The following is a 12,211-nucleotide window of genomic DNA, read 5'->3' as shown; positions in this document are numbered from 1 at the left end:
TATGGTTTTCAGGGGTAACCCGGAAATCCATCCCAAATAATACAGCTATGTTAACAATCCATTTTTTTGAATTCAGTCCCATTGCAGAAAATACTTATGTGTTATATAACGAAGCTGGCGATTGTCTGATCATCGATCCCGGCTGTTACCACCAGGGCGAAGAAGCACAGCTGAAATCCTTTATTACATCTACGAATCTTCATCCCAAACAGTTGCTTAATACCCATTGTCATCTTGATCATGTTTTTGGTAACCGATTTGTTCATGAAACCTGGGGTTTACCCCTGTTTTTGCATCCAGCCGAAAAAATCGTACTGGATTATGCGCCGGAAGCAGGGAAACGGTGGAACCTGCCTTTCCAAAACTATGATGGCCCGCTCCACTATTTACGCGGTGGCGATCGGGTGCTGCTTGGGGAAGATGAATTGTTGGTTATTGAAGCACCCGGACATTCACCCGGACATATTTGTTTTTATTGCGAAAAGCAACAATTCCTGATCGGCGGGGATGTGTTATTCCGCCGAAGCATTGGTCGTACGGATCTTCCCGGAGGCAATCACCAGCAATTGCTCAACAGTATCCGGGAAAAATTGTTCGTCCTGCCGGATGCTGTTCGGGTTTATCCCGGTCATGGAGAAAGTACAACAATAGGGTTTGAGAAACGGATGAATCCGTTTCTCATGTGAGAAGGTGAGACGTGAGAGGTGAAAAGTGAAAGGAGAGGTGAAAGGTGAAAAATTAGAGCCTTAATTTCACCTCTCACCTCTCACTTCTATCCTTTCACCTCTCACCTTTCACCTTTCACCTTTCTTATCTCTTTTGCTTCCACTTTGCTCACAAAATAGGTGAATCCAAGGAAGAGCAGGAGGCCGGTGGCAATACTGAACCAAAGCGGCGAATAGGCCATCAGGATAAGCCGGTGCAGCAGCACAATCAGTGTCACCAGCACCAGAAAGGAGATGAGTTTCTTTTTCGCATAAGGAACCGGGTAATATTGTTGTCCCCAGTAATAACTCAATACCATCATCACAGTATAACAGGCAAATGTTGCCAGTGCCGCACCCAGGTAATGAAGTGTAGGAATGAGCAGAATATTTAATACGATGGTGATGACAGCACCTATAATGGTTATATAAGCACCATAGAGATTTTTTCCCGTTAGTTTGAACCAGATGCTCAGATTATAATAGATTCCCAGGAAAATATTGGCCATGGCAAGTATTGGTACAATATAAATCCCATCGCCCCAGGCAGCCGATTTCAGGGTGATGACCCACTTTAAAAAATCCAGGTTGAGGCCGATCAGCAGGAACATAAAACAGCAGGCAAGCACAAAAAATTTCATCACGCGGGCATAGCCTTTTTGGGCACCCTCTTCCTTTGACTGGCTGAAAAAATAAGGTTCGGCGGCCATCCGGAAAGCCTGAATAAAAATGGTAATTAGTACAGAAAGCCGGTATACATTCGCAAAAATGCCCAACTCATGCTTGGCTTCGGCTTCCGGTAAATCAACCACATGCTGATAAATGAGGCGGCTCAATACTTCGTTAATCATCCCGCCCAAACCAACAATAATCAGCGGATAACTATAGGCCATTATTTCTTTGAATAAGGCCAAATCAAAATTCCATTGAAACTGTCGGAGTTCAGGAAGGAGGAGGAGAAAGGTGAGTATACTGCCAATAAGATTTCCAATCAGGTACCAGCCGATTCCAATATCGAGTTGGTTGATGAGCCGAAGCGGACTATCCGGATGTTCGGTTATATAAGAGGGTAAGAAGCCAAGAAAGAATAAAACAATCAGCACATTTACTACAATTCCGAGCAGTCGTACGAAGGCATATCTTCTCGGTCGGTTTTCCTGCCTGAGTTTAGCAAAGGGTAGGGTGGAAAGGGTATCGAAGAGTAAAATGCCGATCATAAAATTGATGTATTCCGGATGTTCGGTCAAACTTGCCCAGCCGGCAATGGTGGATCGGTTGAAATACAGCAATAGCACGAAAACCAGGCTGGTGGCGAAAAGCGAAATAGAGATCGTATTAAAAAGCTGGTTTTTATCTTTATCCTGACTGAATCGGAAATAGGCAGTTTCCATTCCGTAGGTGAAGAGAATGTTCAGGAAGGGAATCATCGCATATACCTGAGTGATATCTGCTGTTACAGCCGGCTGCTCAAATAAAAAGGGCAGGGCCATATTCATCAGGTATCCCATGAATCGTGCAACGATGGTGGGTACGCCATACCAGACTGTTTGTCCGGCTAACTTTTTAATTCCACTCAATGGCTATTGGTTGTTTGAAACAAAAATAAACGGAAATCAACAGGCAGCCTGCTTTTTGTACCTTTGAATGACGAAAAACTTTGTTTATGAAACAGATCAGCTTCATTTTATGCTTTTTAATTTCTGCCATTCTGGTAAACGGACAGGCCAAATCTGTTCAGGGAATTGCTGAATACCAGAAATCAAAATTGCCTGCTGCAGTAATTGAATTGCCTTATGCACCTTCAACAATTGAAGCCGCAATTGAAGAACATTTCAATAAAAAAGGACATAAGTCGGCAAGTTCAAAGGATTATAAAGTATATCGGAATGTGCAGGCAGGGAATGATCGCTATGATGCCTACCTGAAAGTGGAGCGTAAAAGCAGAAAAGAGAAAGAAGCCGCTGTTGTATATATGGTGGTTACCAAACCGAATGAGGTGATTACAGCGAAAGCTGCCGGGGATCAGCATGGAGTGGAAGATGCCAGAGAGTTTCTGAATAATCTGGTTCCGGATGTGGAAGAACACCAGCTGAATCTGGATATATTGGCGCAGGAAGAACTCATAAAAAAAGCAGAGAAAAAATATAATTCTTTATTAAGCGATAGTACCGACCTGGCAAAAAGAAAACTACAACTGGAAGAAAAAATTACGGAAAACTCAACCGCCCTGCAAGCCCAACAGGCTGAACTGGAAAAAGAGCGCATTGCCCTGGAAGCTGTAAGAAGCCGGAGGAAATCGAGAGGAGAAAACTGAGTCGTGAAAAATCGGATCGCCCATTCACTCCATTCACCCCATTCACTATTGATTATTCACCAGCTTCTCGTCTGTCAGCGTTTTGAGAAATTCAGTTAATAGTGACCGTTCAACAGAGGAAAGTGGAATGGTTTTATTATAATGATCATATACATCCTGCAGATTCCAGAAACGGCCATCATGCATATAAGGAAAAGTGAGTGCTACATTTCGCAGACTGGGAACTTTGAATTTCAGTGAATCGGCTTTATTGCCGGTGATGCTCATCCGCCCCAAATCATTTAAAGATGGATTTAATGGCAATCCATTGCTTTCAAATGCAAGATTGGTAAAAAGCGGTTCTGCATGACAGGTAGTGCATTTTTTTTCCTGAAAAATAGCATAACCGGCTTCTTCATTTACATCAAAACCGGCTTTTCCCTGTTTCACCAGATCGTATTTGGAATTGGAGGAAACCAGCATCAGCATATACTGCGATAAAGCTTTGGTCATATTCGCCGTACTGATTTCGGGGGTACCGAATACTTTGGCAAACTGCTTTTGATAGTCTGCGTCTGCATTCAGTTTATCCAAGACTCCCTGAACGGTTTCTGCCATTTCATTGGGAGCTGTAATCGGTGCGAGCGGTTGCAAATCGAGGTGGGTAATCCCGCCATCATGATGAAAACTGCTATGCCAGGCCAGGTTAAATAAGCCGGGTGCATTTCGCGTGGTAAACTGGTCATTAAAACCGTGACTGAAATCATGTTCAAACGTAGCGAATGCTGCAAAGGGCTGATGACAGCTTACGCAGGGGAAATTGCCATCTTTCGAAAGGCGTCCGTCAAAGAATAATTTTTTCCCAAGCGCTACGCCTTCTTTGCTAAGCGGATTGGATGCGAAATCGTAAACAGGATCAGGCCAGTCGGCGGGTTTCGGAAATTGAATCAGGTTGAGTTTATTTCCATCCGTGTCTTTTTTTGAACAACCGATACCCCATTGCGCAACCGCAAATAAAAGCAGGATAACCGAGATGTAAAAAATGGTTTTCATTCTTCAATGCTGAGATTGGTAACGGAAAAGAGTCCGCTGAAATTGCGGGAAATATTCCAGGCCAATTCCCCCGGTGTCATACAAACAGGATGACTTGCAATGGTTAACGGGTAGGGTCCCGTGAACCAGTTTTCCAGGTTAATATCAATATCGATGATGCAGGTTTGTCCGGCTTTCAATTGAAAGTTGCCATACCTTGGGATTGCCAGCCTTATTTTTTGAGCTGCATTATAAGGGACCCGGAATCCGCCTACATGGTATTCAACCTGATCTCCCTGAATGGTTGATTGCGGACTTATTCCTTCCAGTTTGGCAAAAATGTAACCGCTGTTCCAGGTCCAGAACATGCCTTTGACCGGATCAAGTGCACCGCTTTGAACTCCGCTCACATTTCTTGCGCTGTCAACTCCTAATAAGAATTCAAGGTTGGTATAATTTCCTTCCGGAATGCTGGTACGAAGAATTAGTTCTTCAGTACTGGCCGCATTTATTAAATAATAGGGATCCTTAGTAGTTGAAATAAGCGATCCTCCATTTTGCTGAAGCGCGATATTGCCGGTATAAAATTTGAAAACGGTAGGTTCGAAGGATTCCCCGGTTGGCAGTTGGTAAGTGCTGCCTAATTCTAGCGGGAAGCCATCCAGTTGTGGGTGAAATCGGATTTCGAGATGGGCTGTTGCCGGATTTTCATCCCCTATATTTTTTTGACAGGATGGTAAAATCAATAGAGTCCAGCAGAGCAGGATCAGTACAGAATATCTATTTTCGATTCTCACACAGGAAAGGTACAAATTAATGAGAGTAGTTATACAAAGGGTTCGACGGGCATCCGTGGAAATCGACGAAAAGCAAACAGCAGCTATTGGTGCGGGTTTATTGGTCCTGGTTGGGATAGAGGATCTGGATACTGACGAGGATATCAACTGGCTGAGTCCTAAAATTGTGCAGCTTCGGATTTTTAATGATGCTGCCGGGGTGATGAATTGTTCATTGCTGGAAACCGGGGGCGATTTGCTGCTGGTGAGCCAGTTTACCCTGCATGCCAGCACGAAGAAAGGCAACCGGCCCTCTTATATCCGTGCTAGTAAGCCACCTGTGGCGGTGCCCCTCTATGAAAAACTCATTGCCCGGCTCGAGGCCGATTTGGGTAAACCCATCTCTACCGGCGTTTTCGGCGCCGATATGCAGGTTTCCCTTATAAACGACGGCCCCGTTACCATCCTCATCGACACCAAAAACAAGGAATAACTCCCTCCACCGGTCGGGTGGCACCCGACCGGTGGCACCCGACCGGTGGCACCCGACCGGTGAATAAAAGTAGCATATGAAAGAAATAACTATAAGAGAAGCACAGCAGCAGGTGGATGAATGGATCCGCACGGTAGGGGTGCGGTATTTTAATGAACTCACGAATCTGGGTATTTTGATGGAGGAAGTGGGGGAACTGAGCAGGCTGATGGTTCGTCAATACGGAGAGCAATCCTTCAAGGAATCGGAAAAGAGTCCTGGCAAGGGGGCTGATTTTGGTGATCATCTGGCTGATGAAATGGCCGATGTCCTCTGGGTGCTGATTTGTCTGGCGAACCAAACCGGCGTAGACCTCAGCGCCGCCCTTGCGAAAAACATCGCCAAAAAAAATACCCGCGACCAGGATCGCCATCGCTCCAACCCCAAACTGCAGTAATCCCTCTCACCGGTCGGGTGGCACCCGACCGGTGGCACCCGACCGGTGAGAAGGAAGATTCCGAACCTATTCCTATATTTGCGCACTTATGGCAAATGATAACAATAAGTTTCAGGCGATTATATCCCATTGTAAGGAATATGGCTTCATATTTCAGAGCAGTGAGATCTATGACGGACTAAGTGCGGTATACGATTATGGCCAGTACGGTAGCGAGCTGAAAAAGAATATCCGCGACGACTGGTGGAAATGGATGACCCAGTTGCATGAAAATATTGTAGGGATTGACGCAGCCATTTTTATGCATCCCACCACCTGGAAAGCCAGCGGTCACGTGGATAATTTCAGTGACCCGATGATCGATAATAAGGACAGCAAAAAACGCTACCGGGTAGATCACCTCATTGAAGGTTTTGCCGATACCCTTCCGGAAGAAGCTTCCAAAGCGCTGGTGAACAAAATGGAGCAACTCCTGGCAAAAGAAGATTTCGCCGGACTCAAATCCCTGATTGAGGAAAATAAAATAAAATGCAGTGTCAGCGGAACCTGCAACTGGACCGATGTGAGGCAATTTAACCTCATGTTTGCCACCGAATTTGGAGCAGTATCCGGGGAAAACGACGATAATATGGTGTACCTGCGGCCGGAAACCGCTCAGGGTATCTTTGTAAATTTCCTGAATGTGCAAAAAACCGGACGGATGAAAATCCCCTTCGGAATTGCGCAGGTAGGAAAGGCTTTCCGCAATGAAATCGTGGCCCGGCAGTTCATTTTCCGCATGCGTGAATTCGAACAAATGGAGATGCAATTCTTCATCCGCCCCGGCACGCAGAAAGAATGGTATGAATATTGGAAAGAAGAACGCATGAAATGGCACCTCGGCATGGGTATTCCGGCTGATAAATACCGTTTCCACGATCATGTTAAACTGGCGCATTATGCGGATGCAGCCTGTGATATAGAGTATAATTTCCCTATTGGTTTCAAAGAAGTGGAGGGAATTCATTCCCGTACCGATTTTGACCTTCGCAATCATCAGGAGTACAGTAAGAAAAAAATGCAGTATTTTGATAATGATTTGGACGCGAATGGAAAACCATATGGAAACTATATTCCGTATGTAATTGAAACCTCCATCGGGCTCGACCGCACGGTGATGATGGTTCTCAGCGAAGCCTATGAAATACAGGACCTTAGCACAGCCGACAAGGAAGACAGTCGGGTTGTATTAAAGTTTCCACCCAAGTTAAGTCCAATAAAATTGGCCATCTTACCTTTAGTTAAGAAGGATGGCCTGCCTGAGATCGCCCGCCAGCTGATGGACGAATGCAAGGGATCCTTCCGTTGTTTTTACGAGGAAAAGGATGCCATTGGTAAACGTTATCGCCGGCAGGACGCCATCGGAACACCGTTTTGTATAACCATCGACCACCAGACAAAGGAAGATGGAACGGTAACCGTTCGGTATCGGGACAGTATGACGCAGGAAAGAATACCTATGAGTGCCGTAAAAGGGATGGTTGAAAAAGCCATCGCGTCGTAACAATTTTATTGACAGACACTATGATGCAAATTACTGTACACTTTGGACTGTTGGCCCTGGGACTGGGGTCGGCTTTTGTGGTAGGCCTGTTATTCAGGATGATGCAGGTAAAATCGCTCCGGAAACAAATTCTGGAACTGGAGCGGGAGAAAATGCAGGACCATGCTGAAATTTTGCAACTTCAGAAGCAATTGGCTGATATTCAGCATGCTAAGTATAATCAACAAGCCGCAACACCCGTTGTCCCTTTAATGGAAAAGGAATTGGCCGCTGGCGATTTATCGAAAAACAAGCGAGCCTCCCAATAAACGGGCAATAAGGCCCAAAAAACGGGCGTTATAGTACCAAACCAATATCTATGATGCCATCCAGTATCAACATGGTCGTCTTATTAGGCGCTATTGCGGTATTCACCGCCGGTGCGTTGCTTGGTTTTGTGTGCCGGTCCAGGCAGCTGAAAAAATCCCAGAAAAGAATTCTTGAATTAGAGACGGAAATGGTTACCAACCATGCCGAAATTCTTCGTTTACACAAGCTCCATTCCGATCAGGAAGAGCCGCTGATTGAAACAGTTCCCGTTATAAGTTTACATAAATCCGGTTCTTCCGTTGTGCGAAAGCATTCCTAAGAAATCAGGTATTATCCATATAACTCAAGATGAATGTCTTTTTTCTCGTATCCCAATGCGAGAATTCGTTGTTTTGCTTCATCAATCATATTCTTCCATCCACATAAAAAGAAATGGGCGCGATAGGCACCCTCATTCGCCACCTCCTTTTTTTCGCGGCAAATTTCCTCATATACCTGATGAACATATCCCTTTCTGACCAGATGATCACCTGCTTCCTCTCTTGAAAAAGTTGGAATATAATGAAAGGAGGGAACCATGGTTTCCAATTGCTTTAATTCAGGTCCGTATAAGCAATCTCCAAATTTTCGACAGCCGAAAATCAGGTAGATATGCTGATGAGGAACATTATTCTCAAGAATATAATGCGCCATGGATCGAAAGGGCGCCACTCCTGTTCCGGTACAAACAAAAAACAGGTCGCGGTCAATGGTTTCCGGCAAAACGAATACACCTGCCGGCCCGCGAAGTGTCAACTCAGATCCTACACTTACCTGATTGAAAAGATATTCTGTACCAAGTCCGCCTTCCAATAAAACAATAACCAGTTCAAATACATTGGTTCCATCCGGCCAGGAAGCAATGGAATAACTTCTCCAGCGTTTGTTTTTCTGCTCATGTATAGGAAGGTCCAGCGTCACAAACTGCCCCGGCTTGAAATCAAATCGTTCCATTTCATTTACCTGAATCCAAAAACGTTTGGTACTGGAAGTTTCATTCTCAATCCGAATGACCGTTCCTGTTTGCCAGGGCTGGAGCATAGGCAGCAATTTGTAGTAAGATAAGGAAAAGGAGACAAAGGAGACAAAGGAGAAAAGGAGACAAAGGAGACAAAGGAGACAAAGGAGAAAAAGGAGAAAAGTTTTTCCCGAACTTGGGCACATGAAATGGGTTAACTATATTTTTATTGTGCTCTTTATTTTAAGCGCTGCACTTCAATACAATGATCCGGATCCGTATGTGTGGATACCACTTTATTTATGGGGAGCCTGGCTTTGCCGGCTCGCATTGAAAAAGAAGTTTCCCCCCTTATTGTACCTGATTTCTGCACTTGTTTATATTGGTTATGCCCTCTATTTATTCCTTGCCACCAATGGAGTGCTCAGCTGGATTCAGGACCACGATGCCGAAAGCCTCGTTACTTCCATGAAAGCAACCAAACCCTGGATTGAACAATCCCGCGAATTCGGCGGACTGCTGATTTTATTACTATCTGCAGGATTGAATTGGATGCGGAAATGAATTTTTCCCGTCGGGTACTTAAGCCCTCTTAATTCTTCAGGAATTTCTTAACAAACTGCTGCTTATAATCGCTGCTGGTAATGGTTAGGATATAAGTGCCTTTGGACAATCGACTTACATCCAATGATCCATTCTGATAGCCACTCGTTTTCTTTAACATCAGCTGTCCATTCAGGTTATATACCTGAACCACCATCTCTTTTACTTCAAACATATTACCTACCCGATATTGCAGATCGCCGGAAGTAATGGTAGGATAGGAGAAACGAATAAAGTTTTTATCATTCCGGATCGGATCATTTACACCCGTTCCTACATTCGGTTTGAAATTGGGTTGCGGAATCGTGGTAAAATACATACCATTACCATGGGTTCCAACCAGCAACACATTATCCTGCGGACGATATGCAAGAGAGGTAACCACTGCATAATTCAGGGTTCGGCCACCTTCCCGTTTCCAAACAATCGGCCGGTTTGCCGTAAGAGAATCCTGAATACTGATTGCACTATACAAACCCACCGAAGTACCAACATAATACTCTGTGAATTCATTGCCGGAGCCGTCTTTTCTGGCAACAATGGCACAACTGCGGATAGACGGCAAAGTAAGATTGCCTTCCGCCAGTTTCCAGGTAGGATTCCCGGCCTTAGCATTGTTGGTTACCCAGATATTAAATTCACGTTGAACATTACCACCAACTGTTACCTGATAATTGGTATAAACTACCATGATCTCATTGTCATTATTCGGATTCACAGCGATGCTTCCAACATTCACCCGCGCAGTATTAAGAATAGTATTGATTGCAGGCGGAGTAATCTCCACCGGTTGTGTTGCAGCTGCCGCATTTTTTGGATCATTCAACCGGAATACCCTTCCTTCTGTTGTTCCGATATACATGGTGCTGGAAGTGCTATAGGGGCCATAGGTTAATTTGATGGCACGGATGCCAATATCAGTTCCACCCGGACTTCCAGGATTCAATGCCGATGCAACCCCCGTTAATTCTGTCCAGCCAGTTCCACTGGTTACCGTGGTTGCAGTTGTTGTCCGGAAGATCCGGTTATAATTGGCATAATACAGGTTTTCCGGATTATCATTGTCAAGTGTATAATAGGTTACAAATTCACCTTCTCCACCACCCGGATTAGCAGTTAATCCATTTGGCTCAATCGAAGTGGCTGCACCCGGCGTTAACCGCGCCACCGAACCGAGCTGACTTGATACAAATAGTGTGTAATCATTGAAATTGTTGAATTTTCCAATTGCCGCAGCACCACCATCACCAGACCCGGCTTCCACATGATCGTTTGAATTATTGCGGAAAGAAGCTCCGTTATCCTGCATCCCACCGATAAAATTATTTACCTGTGTGGCTGCATCCCTGTGCTGAATGTTTACATGATAATATTGTGCAGTCTGATATCCGGTTATCATATCCCAATTCACCGGATTGGTTTCATTTGCAGTTCCCATTATATTTTCCGTGATATGCATTCCACCGTCTGTTGCACAGATTGCCCGGTTGGCATTGGTTGGATCAAAGACCAGGTTATGTACATCGGGGTGATGATTATCGTAGGTCTGTACATTAAAGGTTGTTGCACTGGCTCCCCAGTATTCATATCCGCCTATCCAGCTTGTTGCCGTGGTGTTGGAAAATCCATTGGTAGAGCGATATAGATTGGTGCCACCAACAAATACCACATTCGGATTATCCGGTTTCACTACCACCATCATATTGTAACCACCCTGTAAGGCCAATGGATCTATGCCATCCCGTTGTCCGGGAAAATTGGGCATATTCGATGAAAGATTCGTAAAGGTAGAAGCAGTAAAATCAAATTTGAAAAGATCTGCTTCCGGTGAACCACTGGTTCCTTCCTGCGATAATCCATTCTCATACATCGCATATAGAATATTATTATTAGACGGTGCAAGCGCCAATACAATTCGTTTTGAAGTAGTTGAAACAGCACCGGAATTGGTATAACTGTTGGCTCTCCATCCGGTTATTGAATCGGTATTGAGCGTTTGTCCACCTGCAAACCGGGTCCATGAATTGAGATTCCCGGTTTCAGAAAACCATAATCCCCGTCGGTTCTGATCTGCAAAACCACCATTAACGGCCAAATATATACGCCCGGTATTGGTAATTGCCAGATCCATTTGTCCATTATCCGCCGCCGCCGCCTGTGAACCTGAAAATACATCCGTGAAGCTGGTTCCACCATCCGTACTCCGCATCAATCGGCGATGCGCTCCAACATACACATGTCCGTTTAATGGGTGTACCACAATTTTATGTACGATATCAAATGGTGCATCAAATACTTCCAGGTTTCCCTGAAATGTAATGGCAAGACGTTGCCAGGTGGCCCCGTTATCGGTTGATTTAAATAAACCATTTCCTAAATAAAAGGCACCGCCTGCTGAGGGAGAGGCCGAGTTCCCAAGTGCTTCGCCACCTCCGGCATACCAGGTATTTTCCTGACCGGCACGGGGATCCTGCGCAATAGCAGAAACATTGTGAATTTCATTTTCAGGAGTAACATTGGTCCAGGAATTGCCCCCGTCTGTTGAACGAAAAATTCCACCACTGATAGCACCGGCAATGATTACCTGATTACTTCCGGTTCCAAATCGTTTATCGAAAGCCAGGGTTCTGGTGCGACCTCCAAAATTTACCGGCCCGGCCGCCGTATAGGAATTATCTGCGAAAGGCGATAACCAGTCTCCCTGCACCGTCTCTTTTACCGGTATACGTTTCGCCATGGAAAGTTCCCTGTCATGGATGCCTAACGGAAATTTTCCCGTGCCACCATCCTTCAGCATATCATATTCATATTGCACCCGCTGCTGACTGAAAAATGCCCGTTCGGCCTGCGTTTTCTTTTTTCTTGGTTTATTGCCACGGTTAATGGTGGCGGAATGCTCATTTTCACCGGAAATAAGTAATAATCCGGCCATGGTCAGTGTTACAGCGGTAAGTGAAGCAGTTAGGATTGCTTTGTTCATACGGAGTTATTAAAACAAACGTTCTAAATCTAAACGTTTTTATAA

Annotated in this window: 13 protein-coding genes; 8 read left to right on the top strand and 5 right to left on the bottom strand. The window is 44.9% G+C overall.

The features are described from left to right. Positions 1-47 precede the first annotated feature (47 nt). The gene (locus tag B2746_RS01645) at positions 48-686 is read left to right on the top strand and encodes an MBL fold metallo-hydrolase (RefSeq protein ID WP_290790250.1); all 639 of its coding nucleotides are present in this window, start codon (positions 48-50) and stop codon (positions 684-686) included. A 101-nt stretch (positions 687-787) separates the two neighbouring features. Here the strand turns inward: B2746_RS01645 and B2746_RS01640 are convergent, their stop codons facing one another. Then, the gene (locus B2746_RS01640; RefSeq protein ID WP_290790247.1) at positions 788-2,281 is read right to left on the bottom strand and encodes a lipopolysaccharide biosynthesis protein; all 1,494 of its coding nucleotides are present in this window, start codon (positions 2,279-2,281) and stop codon (positions 788-790) included. An 86-nt stretch (positions 2,282-2,367) separates the two neighbouring features. Here B2746_RS01640 and B2746_RS01635 point away from each other — a divergent pair, with 86 nt between their 5' ends. After that, positions 2,368-3,018, top strand: a complete 651-nt coding sequence (locus B2746_RS01635; RefSeq protein WP_290790244.1) for a hypothetical protein — start codon at positions 2,368-2,370, stop codon at positions 3,016-3,018. A 45-nt stretch (positions 3,019-3,063) separates the two neighbouring features. Here B2746_RS01635 and B2746_RS01630 read toward each other — a convergent pair whose 3' ends face one another. Beyond that, positions 3,064-4,050 (bottom strand): cytochrome-c peroxidase, encoded by a 987-nt coding sequence (locus B2746_RS01630; protein WP_290790241.1) that lies wholly within the window; start codon positions 4,048-4,050, stop codon positions 3,064-3,066. Next, positions 4,047-4,826 carry an MbnP family protein gene (locus B2746_RS01625; protein WP_290790238.1) on the bottom strand — a complete coding sequence of 260 codons (780 nt, stop codon included), beginning with the start codon at positions 4,824-4,826 and terminating at the stop codon, positions 4,047-4,049. The genes B2746_RS01630 and B2746_RS01625 overlap by 4 nt, the downstream gene beginning before the upstream one ends. Before the next feature lie 19 nt (positions 4,827-4,845). Here B2746_RS01625 and dtd point away from each other — a divergent pair, with 19 nt between their 5' ends. From dtd to B2746_RS01600, 5 genes are all read left to right on the top strand, one after another. After that, on the top strand, positions 4,846-5,298 hold the full coding sequence (dtd, locus tag B2746_RS01620) for a D-aminoacyl-tRNA deacylase (protein ID WP_290790235.1): 453 nt from the start codon (positions 4,846-4,848) through the stop codon (positions 5,296-5,298). Between the two features lie 76 nt (positions 5,299-5,374). Then, entirely contained in the window at positions 5,375-5,734 is a 360-nt protein-coding gene (locus B2746_RS01615; protein ID WP_290790233.1) for a nucleotide pyrophosphohydrolase, read from the top strand. 88 nt (positions 5,735-5,822) lie between these two features. Beyond that, positions 5,823-7,277, top strand: coding sequence for a glycine--tRNA ligase (locus B2746_RS01610; RefSeq protein WP_290790231.1), 1,455 nt, complete (start codon positions 5,823-5,825; stop codon positions 7,275-7,277). A 20-nt stretch (positions 7,278-7,297) separates the two neighbouring features. Next, positions 7,298-7,585 carry a hypothetical protein gene (locus B2746_RS01605; RefSeq protein ID WP_290790229.1) on the top strand — a complete coding sequence of 96 codons (288 nt, stop codon included), beginning with the start codon at positions 7,298-7,300 and terminating at the stop codon, positions 7,583-7,585. Between the two features lie 50 nt (positions 7,586-7,635). Next, positions 7,636-7,905: a hypothetical protein gene (locus B2746_RS01600; RefSeq protein ID WP_290790226.1), complete on the top strand. Its 270-nt coding sequence runs from the start codon at positions 7,636-7,638 to the stop codon at positions 7,903-7,905. A gap of 11 nt (positions 7,906-7,916) precedes the next feature. Here B2746_RS01600 and B2746_RS01595 read toward each other — a convergent pair whose 3' ends face one another. Then, positions 7,917-8,666 (bottom strand): ferredoxin--NADP reductase, encoded by a 750-nt coding sequence (locus B2746_RS01595; RefSeq protein ID WP_290790223.1) that lies wholly within the window; start codon positions 8,664-8,666, stop codon positions 7,917-7,919. A gap of 121 nt (positions 8,667-8,787) precedes the next feature. Here B2746_RS01595 and B2746_RS01590 point away from each other — a divergent pair, with 121 nt between their 5' ends. After that, a complete protein-coding gene (locus tag B2746_RS01590; RefSeq protein ID WP_290790220.1) occupies positions 8,788-9,147 on the top strand; it encodes a transmembrane 220 family protein in 360 nt (119 codons plus the stop codon). Between the two features lie 28 nt (positions 9,148-9,175). On the opposite strand, the gene B2746_RS01585 is transcribed toward B2746_RS01590, so the two are convergent. Beyond that, positions 9,176-12,166, bottom strand: a complete 2,991-nt coding sequence (locus tag B2746_RS01585; RefSeq protein ID WP_290790217.1) for a T9SS type A sorting domain-containing protein — start codon at positions 12,164-12,166, stop codon at positions 9,176-9,178. Positions 12,167-12,211: the final 45 nt, after the last annotated feature.

Origin of the sequence: Flavihumibacter sp. UBA7668 (genome assembly GCF_002483205.1) — a bacterium.
GTDB lineage: Bacteria > Bacteroidota > Bacteroidia > Chitinophagales > Chitinophagaceae > Flavihumibacter.
The sequence above is the reverse complement of the archived record's forward strand: the minus strand, read 5'-3'. Positions and strand labels throughout refer to the sequence as shown.

Excerpts from the sequence above, each read along its gene's own strand:
- B2746_RS01645 (WP_290790250.1), top strand. The coding sequence starts at position 48 with ATGTTAACAATCCATTTTTTTGAATTCAGTCCCATTGCAGAAAATACT.
- B2746_RS01635 (WP_290790244.1), top strand. The coding sequence starts at position 2,368 with ATGAAACAGATCAGCTTCATTTTATGCTTTTTAATTTCTGCCATTCTG.
- B2746_RS01630 (WP_290790241.1), bottom strand. The coding sequence starts at position 4,050 with ATGAAAACCATTTTTTACATCTCGGTTATCCTGCTTTTATTTGCGGTT.
- dtd (WP_290790235.1), top strand. The coding sequence starts at position 4,846 with ATGAGAGTAGTTATACAAAGGGTTCGACGGGCATCCGTGGAAATCGAC.
- B2746_RS01615 (WP_290790233.1), top strand. The coding sequence starts at position 5,375 with ATGAAAGAAATAACTATAAGAGAAGCACAGCAGCAGGTGGATGAATGG.
- B2746_RS01610 (WP_290790231.1), top strand. The coding sequence starts at position 5,823 with ATGGCAAATGATAACAATAAGTTTCAGGCGATTATATCCCATTGTAAG.
- B2746_RS01605 (WP_290790229.1), top strand. The coding sequence starts at position 7,298 with ATGATGCAAATTACTGTACACTTTGGACTGTTGGCCCTGGGACTGGGG.
- B2746_RS01600 (WP_290790226.1), top strand. The coding sequence starts at position 7,636 with ATGATGCCATCCAGTATCAACATGGTCGTCTTATTAGGCGCTATTGCG.
- B2746_RS01595 (WP_290790223.1), bottom strand. The coding sequence starts at position 8,666 with ATGCTCCAGCCCTGGCAAACAGGAACGGTCATTCGGATTGAGAATGAA.
- B2746_RS01590 (WP_290790220.1), top strand. The coding sequence starts at position 8,788 with ATGAAATGGGTTAACTATATTTTTATTGTGCTCTTTATTTTAAGCGCT.
- B2746_RS01585 (WP_290790217.1), bottom strand. The coding sequence starts at position 12,166 with ATGAACAAAGCAATCCTAACTGCTTCACTTACCGCTGTAACACTGACC.